This window comes from Streptomyces sp. DSM 40750, assembly GCF_024612035.1.
Taxonomy (GTDB): Bacteria; Actinomycetota; Actinomycetes; order Streptomycetales; family Streptomycetaceae; genus Streptomyces.
In genome coordinates, this window is sequence record NZ_CP102513.1 from 9,201,832 (window position 1) to 9,215,892 (window position 14,061).

Annotated in this window: 9 protein-coding genes; 7 read left to right on the forward strand and 2 right to left on the reverse strand. The window is 72.6% G+C overall.

Going from position 1 to position 14,061, the window contains the following annotated elements:
• The first annotated feature begins 4 nt into the window (after window positions 1–4).
• The 5 genes from JIX55_RS40345 to JIX55_RS40365 all read left to right on the forward strand — a co-directional run bounded on the left by JIX55_RS40345 (window position 5) and on the right by JIX55_RS40365 (window position 8,952).
• Entirely contained in the window at window positions 5–2,842 is a 2,838-nt protein-coding gene (locus JIX55_RS40345) for a DEAD/DEAH box helicase (protein ID WP_257568156.1), read from the forward strand.
• A gap of 1,079 nt (window positions 2,843–3,921) precedes the next feature.
• Entirely contained in the window at window positions 3,922–5,832 is a 1,911-nt protein-coding gene (locus JIX55_RS40350) for an SWIM zinc finger family protein (RefSeq protein ID WP_443046746.1), read from the forward strand.
• 318 nt (window positions 5,833–6,150) lie between these two features.
• Window positions 6,151–7,449, forward strand: coding sequence for a bifunctional 3-oxoadipate enol-lactonase/4-carboxymuconolactone decarboxylase PcaDC (gene pcaDC / locus JIX55_RS40355; RefSeq protein ID WP_257568157.1), 1,299 nt, complete (start codon window positions 6,151–6,153; stop codon window positions 7,447–7,449).
• A gap of 34 nt (window positions 7,450–7,483) precedes the next feature.
• On the forward strand, window positions 7,484–8,119 hold the full coding sequence (locus JIX55_RS40360; protein ID WP_257568158.1) for an MBL fold metallo-hydrolase: 636 nt from the start codon (window positions 7,484–7,486) through the stop codon (window positions 8,117–8,119).
• A gap of 53 nt (window positions 8,120–8,172) precedes the next feature.
• The gene (locus JIX55_RS40365; RefSeq protein WP_257568159.1) at window positions 8,173–8,952 is read left to right on the forward strand and encodes an exodeoxyribonuclease III; all 780 of its coding nucleotides are present in this window, start codon (window positions 8,173–8,175) and stop codon (window positions 8,950–8,952) included.
• Between the two features lie 4 nt (window positions 8,953–8,956).
• Here JIX55_RS40365 and JIX55_RS40370 read toward each other — a convergent pair whose 3' ends face one another.
• Complete coding sequence (locus JIX55_RS40370) at window positions 8,957–10,768, reverse strand: SGNH/GDSL hydrolase family protein (RefSeq protein ID WP_257568160.1); 1,812 nt, start codon at window positions 10,766–10,768, stop codon at window positions 8,957–8,959.
• 162 nt (window positions 10,769–10,930) lie between these two features.
• Between JIX55_RS40370 and JIX55_RS40375 the strand changes: the two genes are divergently transcribed.
• On the forward strand, window positions 10,931–11,380 hold the full coding sequence (locus tag JIX55_RS40375) for a DUF6278 family protein (protein ID WP_257568161.1): 450 nt from the start codon (window positions 10,931–10,933) through the stop codon (window positions 11,378–11,380).
• A gap of 149 nt (window positions 11,381–11,529) precedes the next feature.
• Window positions 11,530–12,273: an amino acid ABC transporter ATP-binding protein gene (locus JIX55_RS40380; RefSeq protein ID WP_257568162.1), complete on the forward strand. Its 744-nt coding sequence runs from the start codon at window positions 11,530–11,532 to the stop codon at window positions 12,271–12,273.
• A 155-nt stretch (window positions 12,274–12,428) separates the two neighbouring features.
• On the opposite strand, the gene JIX55_RS40385 is transcribed toward JIX55_RS40380, so the two are convergent.
• Window positions 12,429–14,027, reverse strand: a complete 1,599-nt coding sequence (locus JIX55_RS40385) for an alpha/beta fold hydrolase (protein ID WP_257568163.1) — start codon at window positions 14,025–14,027, stop codon at window positions 12,429–12,431.
• Window positions 14,028–14,061: the final 34 nt, after the last annotated feature.

Consider the following 14,061-nt stretch of genomic DNA (forward strand, 5'->3'; position numbering starts at 1 on the left):
ACATATGCGGGACATGGCTGTTCCCGAGGCCGACACGGCCGTCCTCGCGCGGACGGTCGTCCCCGTCCGGCTGGCCGCCGTCTTCCTGCCCGCGCCGCTGCCCCGCCACGGCCGGTTCGCCTTCTGGGACCCCGAGGGCGCGGAGCCGCCGCCGGGAGACACCGAGGACCTCACGGTCGTACGACGGCACGGCTCCGGAGCCCGCAGAGGCACCGCCCCCGCCGTGTGCCTGCCGGTCGCCGAAGCCCTGCCCCTGCTCACCCGCGCCCGGCGCGCCCCCGCCGCCCACCCCGCCACGGCCTGCTGGGGTGCGGCCGCACTGCACGCGCTGCGCCTGGTCGCCCGGGGGCGGCTGCTGCCCGGACTGACCCCCGAGGGGTACGACGCGTGGCGGGCGGGACCACTCGACCCGGACGACATCGCGCACCTCCGAGCCGTCGCCGCGGCACTGCCGTACGAGGGCCACGCCGTGCCGCTGCCCGGCAAGGGCCCGCTGCGGCTGCCCGAACCGGAAGCGCTGATGCGGTCCTTCCTGGACGCGGTCGCCGACACACTGCCGCGCGGCCCGGCGGCGCCGTACGTCTCCGGGAAACCGTTCGCGGCGAACACCGGGCAGCGACTGCCGCACGCACGCGACTGGGCGGCCGAGGTCGCCGCGGGCATGGACGCGGGCGTACGCGTCTCCCTGCGCCTCGACCTGTCGGCGTACGACCTCTTCGACGACAGCGAAGGCGCTCCCCGCGCGGGCGCGGCCGTCGTCCAGGTGCACAGCCTCGCCGACCCCACGCTCGTCGTCGACGCGGCGGCGCTGTGGGCGGGCGACGCGGACGCGGCGTTCGGACCCCGCGCGCGCGTGGACGCCGCCCTCGCCGTACGACGCGCGGCCCGCGTCTGGCCGCCCCTGGACCGGCTCTCCGAGCAGGACGTGCCCGACGTCCTCGCCCTCTCCGAGGACGAGCTGTCCGATCTGCTGGGCGTCGCCGCGACCCGGCTCGGCGCGGCCGGCGTCGCTGTGCACTGGCCCCGGGACCTGGCCCACGACCTGAGCGCACGGGCCGAGGTGAGCCCCGCGCCCGGATCCGCCACGGACGGCACCGGCTTCTTCGAGAGCGAGGAACTGCTGCGCTTCCGCTGGCAGTTGGCGCTCGGCGGCGACCCGCTCACCGAGGCCGAGATGGACACCCTCGCCGAGGCCCACCGCCCGATCGTCCGCCTCCGCGACCAGTGGGTCCTCGTCGACCCGGCCCTCGTCCGCAAGGCCCGCAAACGCGAACTGGGCCTGCTGGACCCCGTGGACGCCCTGTCCGTGGCCCTCACCGGCACCGCCGAGGTCGACGGCGAGACGGTGGATGCGGTGCCGGTGGGCGCGCTGGCGGCTCTACGGGACCGCCTGACGGCGGGGATCGGCGCGGTGGAACCGCCGCCCGGCCTTTCGGCCACCCTCCGCGACTACCAACTCCGGGGCCTGGCCTGGCTGGATCTCATGACCTCCCTCGGCCTCGGCGGCTGCCTCGCCGACGACATGGGCCTCGGCAAGACGATCACGGTCATCGCCCTGCACCTGCGCCGGGCCCGCCCCGAAACCACGCTGGTCGTCTGCCCCGCCTCCCTGCTGGGCAACTGGCAGCGGGAGATCACCCGTTTCGCCCCCGGCGTGCCCGTACGCCGCTTCCACGGCCCCGACCGCACCCTGGACGACCTCGACGGCGGCTTCGTCCTCACCACCTACGGCACCATGCGCTCGACGGCCCCGCTCCTCGCCCAGCAGGAGTGGGGCATGGTCGTCGCCGACGAGGCCCAGCACGTCAAGAACCCCTACTCGGCGACGGCGAAGGCCCTGCGCACGATCCCGACCCCCGCGCGCGTGGCACTCACCGGCACCCCGGTCGAGAACAACCTCTCCGAACTCTGGGCCCTGCTCGACTGGACGACCCCGGGGCTCCTCGGCCCCCTGAAGTCCTTCCGCGCCCGCCACGCCCGCGCCGTGGAGAACGGCGAGGACGAGGAGGCGGTGACCCGCCTCGCCCGCCTGGTCCGCCCCTTCCTCCTCCGCCGCAAGAAGTCCGACCCGGGCATCGTCCCCGAACTCCCGCCCAAGACCGAGACCGACCACCCCGTCCCCCTCACCCGCGAACAGGCCGCCCTCTACGAGGCCGTCGTACGCGAGTCGATGCTGGCCATCGAGACGGCGGACGGCATCGCCCGCCGGGGCCTGGTCCTGAAACTCCTGGGCGCGCTGAAGCAGATCTGCGATCACCCGGCGCTGTATCTGAAGGAGGAGGCCGGAGCCGCCGTCGGAGACCGCCTCGCCGCCCGCTCCGGCAAACTCGCCCTGCTGGACGAGCTGTTGGACACGTTGCTCTCCGAGGACGGCTCCGCGCTGGTCTTCACCCAGTACGTCGGCATGGCCCGTCTGATCACCGCGCACCTCGCCGCCCGCGCCGTCCCGGTCGAGCTGCTGCACGGCGGTACGCCCGTCAAGGACCGCGAACACATGGTGGACCGCTTCCAGAGCGGGGCGACACCGGTACTCGTCCTGTCCCTCAAGGCCGCGGGCACCGGCCTGAACCTCACCCGCGCCGGCCATGTCGTCCACTTCGACCGCTGGTGGAACCCCGCCGTCGAGGAACAGGCCACCGACCGCGCCTACCGCATCGGCCAGACCCAGCCCGTCCAGGTCCACCGCCTCATCACCGAGGGAACCATCGAGGACCGCATCGCCGAAATGCTGGAATCCAAGCGGGCCCTCTCCGACGCCATCCTCGGCTCGGGCGAGGCGGCCCTGACGGAGCTGACGGCCCGTGAGCTGACCGACTTGGTGTCGTTGCGGAGGTCGGCGTGAGTGGGGCAGAGGGGACGCCGGGGGGTGTGGAGGGTCGCGCCGGGGAGGACATGTGGCTCGGGCGTGAGGCCGGGGTGGACGACGCGCGACCTGCGGAGCGGGATGCCGAGGAGCAGCCGCGCCATCAGGGGGAGACCGACGGGATTTCACTGCCCGACGAGGTAGCGGCGGGAGGCCTGGGGGACGCGGACGGAGCCGGCTCCGGTGGTCGTGGGGCGTGGTCAGACCCCGGTGCGGAGGAGCAGGTCGTCTCCGCCGACCGGCCACTCCCCAGGGGAGAGCCGGACGGGCCGGACTCAGGGGCCGGGCCACGGCCCGCCGATGCGGCCCGCCGGGCTTTGCGGGCGGCTCGGGGGCGGGACAGGCACGGGGCCGAGGTCGTTGATCAACGGGGTTCGGGTTCCGCGCCGGGTGTCGGCGTTGCGAGGCCGGAGGCGGCGTCCGGGACCCGGGCGGCTGCCCGCCCGGGCGACGTGGCGCGGGAGGCGTTGCGGAGGGCTGCCGAATCCCGGGCGGCCGGTCTTGGGCAGACGGCGGGGGAGCGGGGCGCTGCCGAGTCGGCGCGGCAGGAGGGGGACGCCGAGTCGTCGGCGGGGCGGGATGATGCCGAGTCGGTGACGCGGAGTGCTCCTCGCGGGCAGGCAACGGAGCGTGTTCTCGCTGAGCCGGGAGTCTCCCCGCTCGGTGAGGGGCCCGGTTCTGGTGCCTGGCCAGATGAGGGAACCAAGTCCGGTGCCCGCCCTGGCGACATTGCCCGGGAGGCGTTGCGGGCCGCACGCGATGCGGCTGAGCGGGCTCGTGCCGAGGCGGAGGGTGCTCGTGGCGAGGCCGCGGGCAGGGGAGGCCGGGCCTCGCGGCGCGCCGCCGCTCTGTCGCCGGACCGGCTGCCGGAGGCGCGGGGGACCCGAGGTGGGGCCGGGGGCAACCGGGGAACGGGCAGTCAGGCATCAGGAAGTGCCCTGGGAGACGGGGGAGAGGCCCAGGGTGGCTGGGCCTCCGGAGACGTCCCCGGAGAGTGGGCCTCAGGGGGCGCCCCCGGAGATCGGACTTCCAGGAATCGGGCCCGCGACGTACACGAACTGCTGGCCGGTGCCTTCAAGTTGCCCTCAGAGGGACCGGACGCCGACGCGGCCGCCGGCGAAGGCACGGATACCCAGTGGGACGGTGGCGGCGATGCGGCGGCTCCCCACGACCGCGCGCCCGACGATCGCGCGCCCGACGATCGCGCGCCTGACGATCGCGCGCCTGACGATCGCGCGCCTGACGATCGCGCGCCCGACGACCGCGCGCCGCATGACCCCGCCATTCACGGCGACACCGCGCAGGAGCCGTCCCCGGCCGCAGGCGGACCCTCCGCGCGGCGGGAGCGTTCCTCGGCCGCCCTCAGTCCCGAGCCTGCCCTCAGTCCCGAGCCTGCCCTCAGTCCCGAGCCTGCCCCCGATCACGAGCCTGCCCCCGGTTCCGGAGCCGACCGCCAGGCCCCACCAGCATCCCCCGGCGGCAGCCCCTCCCACATCCCGCAGCCAGACACCAACCTGCCCGTCACGCCCCGGCCGCCGGACACCCCCACAACCCCCCACGTCCCCCGCACCATGGCCGCCCCCTCCCGAGACGGTGAACTGCGGCGTACCTTCCGCCCCTTCCCGCCGCGTCCCTCGACCGGGGAGGCGTTCGCGGAGACTTGGTGGGGCAATGCGTGGGTGGCGGCTCTGGAAGAGGGCGCGTTGGACGCGGCGCGATTGGCGCGTGGGCGGGCGTACGCCGACAAGGGTCACGTGGACGCGATCACCGTCACGCCGGGGCTGGTGCTTGCGTATGTGCACGGGAGCAGGCCTCGTCCGTACCGGGTGCAGGTCCGCCTGCGCACGCTGGACGAAGGCGAATGGGACCGTTTCCTGGACGCGGCGGCGGAGCAGCCGGGGCACATCGCGGCCCTGCTGGACAAGGAAATGCCACAAGCGCTCGCCGGACCCGGACCCGGACCAGGACCCGCAGTGGGTTCCGGACCCGGACCCGGACCCGAAGTCGGCTCCGAAGCCGGACCGGGGATCGGAACCGGTTCCGGAGCCGGACCCGGTTCCGGAGCCGCGCCCTCACCCCGTGCCGGACGTGGCGTGCGGCTGTTGCCCGGACCCGGGGAGCTCGAACCCCGTTGCAGTTGCCCGGACTTCGGGCATCCCTGCAAGCATGCGGCCGCGCTCTGCTACCAGACGGCACGGCTGCTGGACGAGGACCCGTTCGTACTGCTGCTTCTGCGGGGGCGGGGCGAGCGGGAGTTGCTCGACGCGTTGTCGCGGCGCAACGCGGCCCGTGCGGCACGTGCCGCTCAGGAGCAGGAGCCCGCACCGCTTCCGGGTGTTCGCGCCCGGGACGCCCTCGCCCCGCGCACCCTCCCACCGCTGCCCACCCCGCTGCCCCCGCCTCGGCATCCGGAACAGCCGCCGGTGTACCCGGGCGCGCCCGGCGGTCCGGACCCGTTCGCGCTGGACCAGTTGGCCACCGACGCGGCCGCCCGCGCGCACGCGCTGCTCACCACGGGACGCGACCCGCTGGCCGAACTGACGCTGTGGCAGGACGCGGTGCGGCTCGCGGCCGCCCGCCCCGGCTCCGGTCTCACCGCCACGACCCGCGCCCTGTACTCGTCCCTGGCCGCAGCCACCGGACGCACCCCGGCCGACCTGGCCCGCGCGGTCGCGGCCTGGCGTCAGGGCGGCCTCGAAGGGCTGGCTGTCCTGGAGGAGCCCTGGGACCCGCCGGCCGGCCGTTTCGACCGCGCCCGCCCCCTGCTCCTCGCCGCCGACCTCCCGGCGTTCCGCCCCTGGCGCAACCACCTCACCCACCCCCGCGGCCACGTCCAGCTCCGCCTCGGCCGCGACGGCCTCTGGTACGCCTACGAGTCCGAACCGGGTCACGACGACTGGTGGCCGAGAGGCATACCGGACCTCGACCCGGTGGGCGCGCTGACGGGCCTGGGAGCGACCGACGACTGACGACCCCGACCTCATCGAACCTCTGCGGGACCGGCGGTTCGCTGCCGCCCTCGGTACGCGACGGACGACATCGAGCTTCTGTCGTTCAGCGGCGCGAGCTGCCGCCCTCCGTACACGGCGCCGAACGCCCGCAGTACACGACACGCGGGGATATTTGTTCGATGCGGTCGTCCGGCATCCGTGGCGGCCGTCCGAACCGGGCGTGACCTGCGCTCCGGTGAAGACGATGTGAGAGTTGCCCGCTGATGTTCGGGAGTCGCCCGGTCGGATTCGGGGGCCTGGGACCGAGCACCACGGAAGGGACGTTAGCGTGGAGCGGTGAGTGAGACGCAGACCCCCGCCCTCCAGTACCGGTTCGACGGGCCGGACGACGCCCCGGTCCTGATCCTCGGGCCCTCGCTCGGCACGACCTGGCACATGTGGGACCGGCAGATCCCGGAACTGGCCAAACAGTGGCGAATCTTCCGCTTCGACCTGCCGGGCCACGGCGGCGCGCCCGCGTATCCCGGCGGTTCGGTCACCGAGCTGGCCGCCCGGCTGCTGGCGACGCTCGACGCCGTCGGCGTGCAGCGCTTCGGCTACGCCGGCTGCGCGCTCGGCGGCGCCGTCGGCGTTGAACTCGCGCTGCGCCACCCCGAGCGCCTCGCCTCGCTCGCGCTCATCGCCGCCTCGCCCCGCTTCGGCACGGCCGACGAGTTCCGTCAGCGCGGAGTGATCGTACGGACGAACGGCCTCGACCCCATCGCCCGTACCTCCCCGGACCGCTGGTTCACCGCCGGGTTCGCGGCGGCGCAGCCCGCGATCACCGAGTGGGCCGTGCAGATGGTCCGCACCACCGACCCCGGCTGCTACATCGCCGCCTGCGAGGCCCTCGCCTCGTTCGACGTGCGCACCGAACTCGGCCGTATCGGCGTCCCCACCCTCGTCCTCGTCGGCTCCGACGACCAGGTCACCGGCCCCGCCGAGGCCCGTACGCTCGTCGCGGGCATCCCGGACGCCCGTCTCGCCGTCGTCCCCGGAGCCTCGCACCTCGTCCCGGTCGAACAGCCCGCCGCGGTCACCGACCTGCTCGTACGCCACTTCTCCACGGCCTGGCAGCCCGCCTACGACTCCACCACCGGGCAGATCGCCATCCCGGCGGCCCCGGTCAAGCCGGCCCTCGCCGCCGTTCCGCCGCAGACCGGGCCGGTCGCGGAGATCGCCCCGGCCGCCGCCCAGCCCGAGGCGACGGGAAGACCGGACCCGTACGACGCCGGACTCAAGGTCCGCCGTGAGGTGCTCGGCGACGCGCATGTCGACCGGGCGCTGGCCTCGGCGGACGAGTTCTCCGGCGACTTCCAGGAGTTCATCACCCGCTACGCCTGGGGCGAGATCTGGGACCGGCCCGGCCTCGACCGCCGCTCCCGCAGCTGTGTCACGCTCACCGCCCTCGTCGCCGGCGGGCACCTGGACGAACTCGCCTTCCACACCCGCGCCGCCCTCCGTAACGGCCTCACCCCGAACGAGATCAAGGAAGTCCTCCTCCAGGCCGCCGTCTACTGCGGGGTGCCGGCCGCGAACAGCGCGTTCCGGGTGGCCCAGCAGGTCATCCGTGAGGAGACCACGCCCGAGGAGTGATCCGGTGGCCGGCGGCCGGAGGCAGGATGGACCCATGAAGCTCACCAAGAAGTCGCACGCCTGCGTCCGTCTGGAGAAGGACGGACGCAGGCTCGTCATCGACCCGGGCGGGTTCAGCGAGGAGGACGCCGCGATCGGTGCGGAGGCCGTCCTCGTCACGCACGAGCATCCCGACCACTTCGACGAAGGACGGCTGCGGGTGGCCCTGGAGGGCAACCCGGCCGCCGAGATCTGGACCCTGCGGTCCGTCGCCGAGAAGATCTCCGCCGCCTTCCCGGGCCGTGTGCACACCGTCGGCCACGGCGACACGTTCACCGCCGCGGGCTTCGACGTCCAGGTCCACGGCGAACTCCATGCTGTCATCCACCCCGACATCCCGCGCATCACCAACGTCGGATACCTCGTCGACGACGGCCGTGTCTTCCACCCCGGCGACGCCCTCACCGTCCCCGACCACGCCGTCGAGACGCTGATGCTCCCCGTCATGGCCCCCTGGAGCAAGATCTCCGAGGTCATCGACTACGTCCGCGAGGTCAGGCCCCAGCGCGCCTACGACATCCACGACGCCCTCCTCACCGACCTCGCCCGCCCCATCTACGACCGCCAGATCGGCGCCCTGGGCGGCGCGGAACACCTGCGCCTCGCCCCCGGGAGCTCGGCGGACGTCTGAGGGACGACCGGGCGGGACCGGTGGTGTCAGACCCGCCCGGTAGGTTGTGAGGCATGCGCATCGCCACCTGGAACGTGAACTCGATCACCGCCCGCCTCCCAAGGCTCCTGGCCTGGCTGGAGAGCAGCGGCACGGACGTGCTCTGCCTCCAGGAAGCCAAGATCGCCGAGGACGGCTTCCCGCTCGACGCGCTCCGCGAAGCGGGCTACGAGGCCGCGGTGCACGCGACGGGCCGGTGGAACGGCGTGGCGGTGATCTCCCGCGTCGGCATCGAGGACGTGGTCAAGGGCCTGCCCGGCGACCCCGGCTACGACGGCGTCGTGGAGCCCCGCGCCCTCTCCGCGACCTGCGGCCCGGTCCGCGTCTGGTCGGTGTACGTGCCGAACGGCCGCGAGGTCGACCACCCGCACTACGCGTACAAGCTCCAGTGGTTCGAGGCCCTCAGGGCCGCTGTCGCCGGTGACGCGGCCGGCAGCCGCCCCTTCGCCGTGATGGGCGACTACAACGTGGCCCCGACGGACGACGACGTGTACGACGTCGCCGCCTTCGAGGGCCTCACCCACGTCACCCCCGCCGAGCGTGCCGCCCTCGCCTCCCTCCGCGAGGCCGGCCTCTCCGACGTCGTCCCCCGCCCCCTCAAGTACGAGCACCCCTTCACGTACTGGGACTACCGCCAGCTCTGCTTCCCGAAGAACCGGGGCATGCGCATCGACCTCGTCTACGGCAACGAGGCGTTCTCCAAGGCGGTGAAGGACTCGTACGTGGACCGCGAGGAGCGCAAGGGCAAGGGCGCGTCGGACCACGCGCCGGTCGTGGTGGACCTGGACGTGTAGGGGGTCACAGCAGACTGAGGTCCACCGACTCGGCCAACGCCGCCAGCCCCGCGTCCCCCGGATGCAGATGGTCCCCGCTGTCGTATGCGGGAAGCATCCGGGCCGGGCGCTCGGGGTCCCGCAGCACCTGGTCGAAGTCGAGGACCCCGTCGAAATCCTCGTTGCCCCGGATCCACTCGTTCACCGCGACCCGCTGGGCGTCGGCGGCGGCCGTGCAGCGGGCCTCGCCCTCGCACGGCGCGATCGTGGCCACGAGCACGCGCAGACCGCGCTCGTGTCCCCGCGCGGCGATCTCCCGCAGTCCGGCGATGACGTCGTCCGCCGTCGCGCCCCAGCGGACGTCGTTGACGCCCTGGAAGACGACGGCGGTACGGGCGGAGGTCTGGGCGAGGACGTCACGGTCGAGGCGGTGCAGGGCGCTCACGCCGCCCGTGTCGGTGGAGACACCGTCGCCCGGGTAGCGGTCGGCGACCACTCGGTTCGCCGAGATGCCCTGGTTGAGGACCCCGTAGTGCGGGACCTCGCGCTGCCCCAGCAGCCGGTCGGCGAGCACATCCGGCCACCGCCGGTTCGCGTCGACCGTCGACCTCTCCCCGTCGGTGATCGAGTCCCCGAGGAGCACGACCGATCCCGGCCCGCCGCCCACGTCCACGCCGGTCAGCAGCGGCCAGGTCGTGAGCGTCGAGGTGTACGCGTCCGCCGAGCCGTCGCCCGCGTGGTCGCCCGGCTCACTCACGTACGAGGTCTGGCGGGCGAGCCGGTGCACGGGGGCGGCCGTGATCGTCCCCGGCAGATGGAAGCTCACCAGCAGGTTCGTGTCCGGCGGCACCTCGAAGCCCAGCGGGTCGCTGAACGCCTGTGCCCCCGCCGGGATCTCGGTTCCTGCCGCACCCCGGAACGACAGCGGCACCGGCGTGCTCAGGGCTGACGCGCCCGCCGCCTGCAAGGCCACCGTCGCGCTCCCGACCCGTACCGGCGCCGACGCGAAGGTGTTGTCGAGCCGGATCCGCACCCGGGGCCCGCCCGCCGAGGTGTGGACGACGAGCCGCAGCGTCCGGTCGGTCCAGGGGCCGACGGCCGTGTAGCCGGAGGTGGAGGCGGCCCAACTGCCCGTCCAGCCCTGCGACTCGGGCCGTACCGACAGGGCGAACACATGCAGGTGCCGGTTGCGCGGCAGGGTCACCGAAGCGACCTCGCGGCCACGGATGAGCGGCACGGTGACGACGTACAGCCGTGCCTTCTCGGCGAGTTGACCGCCGGGCGTGTTGATGTGGGGGAGGGCCACGGCCTTGGTGCCGAGCGGACCGGTGCGCCAGTCCGGGGCGGTCAGACGGTACGAGGAGCGGGCGCCGCCCGCGTAGCGGACCGTTCCGGTGCCCGTCACGGCGGTGCCCTCCGTGCCGGCGACGAGGAAGGCGAGGGCGTCACCCCGGCCTCGTACGCGTACGGACTGGCCGTCGGCGCGTACGTTGTCGGGCTCGCCCGCCGCGCGGCGCGGCCAGGTCAGCCGGGCGCCCTGAACGGTCAGCGCGCGCCCGGGCGTCCACCCCGCGGCCTTCAGATCGATCGCCGAGAGGGAACCGCCGGAGCCGTCGAAGTCGGCCTCGGCGGGCCGTGTGTCGTCGCTGACCGCCCGGTTGTCGAAGAGGCGTTCCAGTGGAGCCGGTTCCGGCGCCCCGTCGCCGGCGGCCCGTGCGGAGGCGATGGGTGCGACCGTCGCCAGCAGTACCAGTACGACGGTCGTTCCCCAGACGCGTCGGCGCACGCGCGACTCCTCCCGCTCGTTGATGACGATGATGGCGACGTCGATGCCCATGCGACATGGGTACAACGATGAGATGACAGATGCGCCACGAAGCTAAAGAGGCGTCAGAGGCCCGTCAATGAGGCGGGCACGAACTGCGGGCGAACTCCCGGCGAACAAGCGGACCCCGCGCGCCTGTGGTGCGAAGGGCGGTGCGAATGACACGCTGACCGCATGAACATCTCTTTCCTGGGCAACTGGCGCAAGAGGCGTGGCCCCGCGTTCGGGGTCGCGGTGTTCACCGCCGGCGACGGTGACGACGACGGTCACGAGGGACTCGCCGAACTCCTCTCCGAATGCGAACTGCTGCGCGCCCAGGCCGCACAGGCCGGAGTCGAACTCGATGACTCCGCGATGTCGTTGGAAGCACTCGACCAGCTCGTCCCGCGCTGGCGCGACGACGAGGAGACCGTGGCCTGGCTCGGGAACGACGCCGGGCTCTACCTGGGCACGGTCGTCGTACGGACCGTCCCCGGCGCCCGCTGGGAGATCTGGCCCAATGGGCAGCCCGTGGTAAGACTGGCATCCGGCCGTGAGATCGACGTGGTCGAGGCCGGCCAGGAGTGGGCCGCCAGCGGCGCACCGGAACTCTCCCAGCTGTACGCCGAGGTCGCGGAGGGGTGATCGTCGTCGGCGCCGATTTCGGCACGGCCGATTCCTGACAATACGGCTAATCCTTGACAGTGCGTGTCGCGTATAGAGGCCACTTCCGTACGGATAGTTTGCGGCACCTGCGACACGACACGGCCGAGAGCGAGTAGGGCGGGCAGGGCATGGCGGTCGATCCGCTGATCGAGATGCACGACGTGAACAAGTACTACGGCGAGTTGCATGTCCTGCAGGACATCGACCTCACCGTCGGCAGGGGGGAGGTGGTCGTGGTCATCGGCCCCTCGGGGTCGGGAAAGTCGACCCTGTGCAGGGCGATCAACCGGCTGGAGCCGATTCACTCCGGCACGATCCAGATCGACGGGCAGCCGCTGCCGGACGAGGGCAAGCCACTCGCGGCGCTCCGCGCGGACGTCGGGATGGTCTTCCAGGCCTTCAACCTCTTCGCGCACAAGACGGTCCTGCAGAATGTGTCGCTCGGTCAGGTCAAGGTGCGCAAACGGAAGAAGGAGGACGCCGACAAGCGCTCCCGCGAACTCCTCGACCGTGTCGGCCTCGCCGACCAGGCGCCGAAGTATCCGGCACAGCTCTCCGGCGGCCAGCAGCAGCGTGTGGCCATCGCCCGCGCCCTCGCCATGGACCCCAAGGTCATGCTGTTCGACGAGCCGACCTCGGCTCTCGACCCGGAGATGATCAATGAAGTCCTCGAAGTCATGCAGCAGTTGGCGCGCGAGGGCATGACCATGGTCGTCGTCACCCATGAGATGGGCTTCGCCCGTTCCGCCGCCAACCGTGTGGTCTTCATGGCGGACGGCCGCATCGTCGAGGACCGCACTCCGGACGAGTTCTTCACCAACCCGGAGAGCGACCGTGCCAAGGACTTCCTCTCCAAGATCCTCAAGCACTGACCACCGCCGCTGGACCGGGCGCGGGCCTCGACTACGATGAGCGGTTCATCCACTTGGGGTGAGCGAGGCCGTGGACGCCACCCCGGCCAAAACGGAAACGCTGCTGCCAGGCGCGCAGTAGCCAGGGGCCAGGCCCGCCCGGCGGCAGCCGGAGATCACTGCTTGCGCAGCGGGATCGACACGTACGACGGGTCGTTCGGCGGCGAGGAGAAGGTCAGCTGCGCGCCGGTCGGGTTGTGCTCGATGTAGAGCGGGTCGACCGTGTCGACGACCAGGGCGAGACGGTGGCCCGCCGGAATGTCGTAGGCCGTGGAGAGCAACTCCAGGTCCACGCCGAACGGCTTGCCGGGCGTCTCGCCGTGGAAGGTGTACGGCGCGTGGCTGACCAGCTTGCCGAGGCCGAGCGGGCCCACGTCGTACAGGTACGCGACGAGGGTGCCGCTCTCCTTGGTGGCCGTGACCGTGGTGTGCAGCTTGGCGGTGCCGCGCACGGACTGCGCCGTCGCGTACTTCTCCGACCGCCACACGGCCGCCCAGCGGCGCGGCAGCAGCGGAATCGAGGCCACGGGCGGGAGTTGGGCCACCTGGTCCAGGATGCTGGACAGGAAGACGACGCCGCCGTTCGCGCCCGAGTCGACGTTCGCGCGGATCGTGGTGCCGCTCGTGAGAGAGATCTTCTTGCGGGTCGCGGTGACCGACTTCCAGTCCGGATAGCCCTCGAAGGCGCCGCCCGTACGGGACTTGAGCTGGACGGGCTGCTCGCGGTCGATGCCGTTGGCCGTGCCCTTGAGGTAGCGGTCGAACCAGCGTTGGGTGTCCGTCCACACGTCGTTGGGCAGCCCGAACAGGCCGGTCACCTCGGTGGTGGCGTGGTCGCCGGGGCGCAGCTCCAGCCGCCTCGGGCCGGTGAGCTTCTCGTAGAAGTCGGCGTACTGGTTGGGCGGGAAGATCGAGTCGCCCCAGGCGTTGGCGAGCATGACCGCCGTGCCGTTGGTGTTGAGCTGGTCCAGGTACGCCTCGGGGGAACGTTTCTCCCCCCAGGCGATCATGTCCCCTTCCTTGTCCAGGTTGGAGGCGTAGAAGTCCTTGAAGATCTGCTGGAGTTCGGGGCCCTGGCGGCCGGTGATCCGTCCGGCGCCGTCCAGCAGGGCGGCCGCCTGGAGGTGCTGGGTGCGCCCGCCGTAGATCGAGTCGATCAGGTCCGCCCAGCCGCTCAGCGCGGCGACCGCCTTGACGCGCTTGTCGTGCGCGGCGGTGAGCAGACTGATGCCCGCGCCGTACGACAGCCCCGCCATGCCGATGTGTGCGGCGTCGGCCGGGGTGTTGGCTAGGGCCCAGTCGATCACCTTGGAGGCGTCGGCTATGTCGGGTGGTCCCGCCACCTCTATGTATCCGCCGGACTCCCAGAAGCCGCGGACGTTGTAACTGACCACGACGTAACCGGCGTTGGCGAGCTGCTGCGCCTGGGCCAGGTATTCGACCTGGGGGAGACCCCAGCTCGTGGGCAGCACGAGGAGCGGGTACGTGCGGGAGGCGTCCGCCGGGGCGACGACGTTGGCCTTGAGGACCGTGCCGCCGTGGCCCTTGATGTCGACGAAGCGGGTGGTGGGGGTGCTTGTGGTGCCGGACGCCGCCTGTGCGGCGGGGGCGAGGCCCAGGGCCGTGCCGGCGACCAGGGCGGCCGAGACGGCGCCGGCGGCGCTCGTACGCAGAGCCCTGGCCGTACGCGATGTGGTGCCGTGCGGGTGTCTCATGGGTCACTCCTCACTCGTGTAAGTGCAAAGTGAC

Bases quoted from the DNA above. Each gene is read 5' to 3' on its own strand.
- JIX55_RS40370 (WP_257568160.1), bottom strand. From the start codon at position 10,768: ATGGGCATCGACGTCGCCATCATCGTCATCAACGAGCGGGAGGAGTCG.
- JIX55_RS40365 (WP_257568159.1), top strand. From the start codon at position 8,173: ATGCGCATCGCCACCTGGAACGTGAACTCGATCACCGCCCGCCTCCCA.
- JIX55_RS40385 (WP_257568163.1), bottom strand. From the start codon at position 14,027: ATGAGACACCCGCACGGCACCACATCGCGTACGGCCAGGGCTCTGCGT.
- JIX55_RS40345 (WP_257568156.1), top strand. From the start codon at position 5: ATGCGGGACATGGCTGTTCCCGAGGCCGACACGGCCGTCCTCGCGCGG.
- JIX55_RS40380 (WP_257568162.1), top strand. From the start codon at position 11,530: ATGGCGGTCGATCCGCTGATCGAGATGCACGACGTGAACAAGTACTAC.
- JIX55_RS40360 (WP_257568158.1), top strand. From the start codon at position 7,484: ATGAAGCTCACCAAGAAGTCGCACGCCTGCGTCCGTCTGGAGAAGGAC.
- JIX55_RS40375 (WP_257568161.1), top strand. From the start codon at position 10,931: ATGAACATCTCTTTCCTGGGCAACTGGCGCAAGAGGCGTGGCCCCGCG.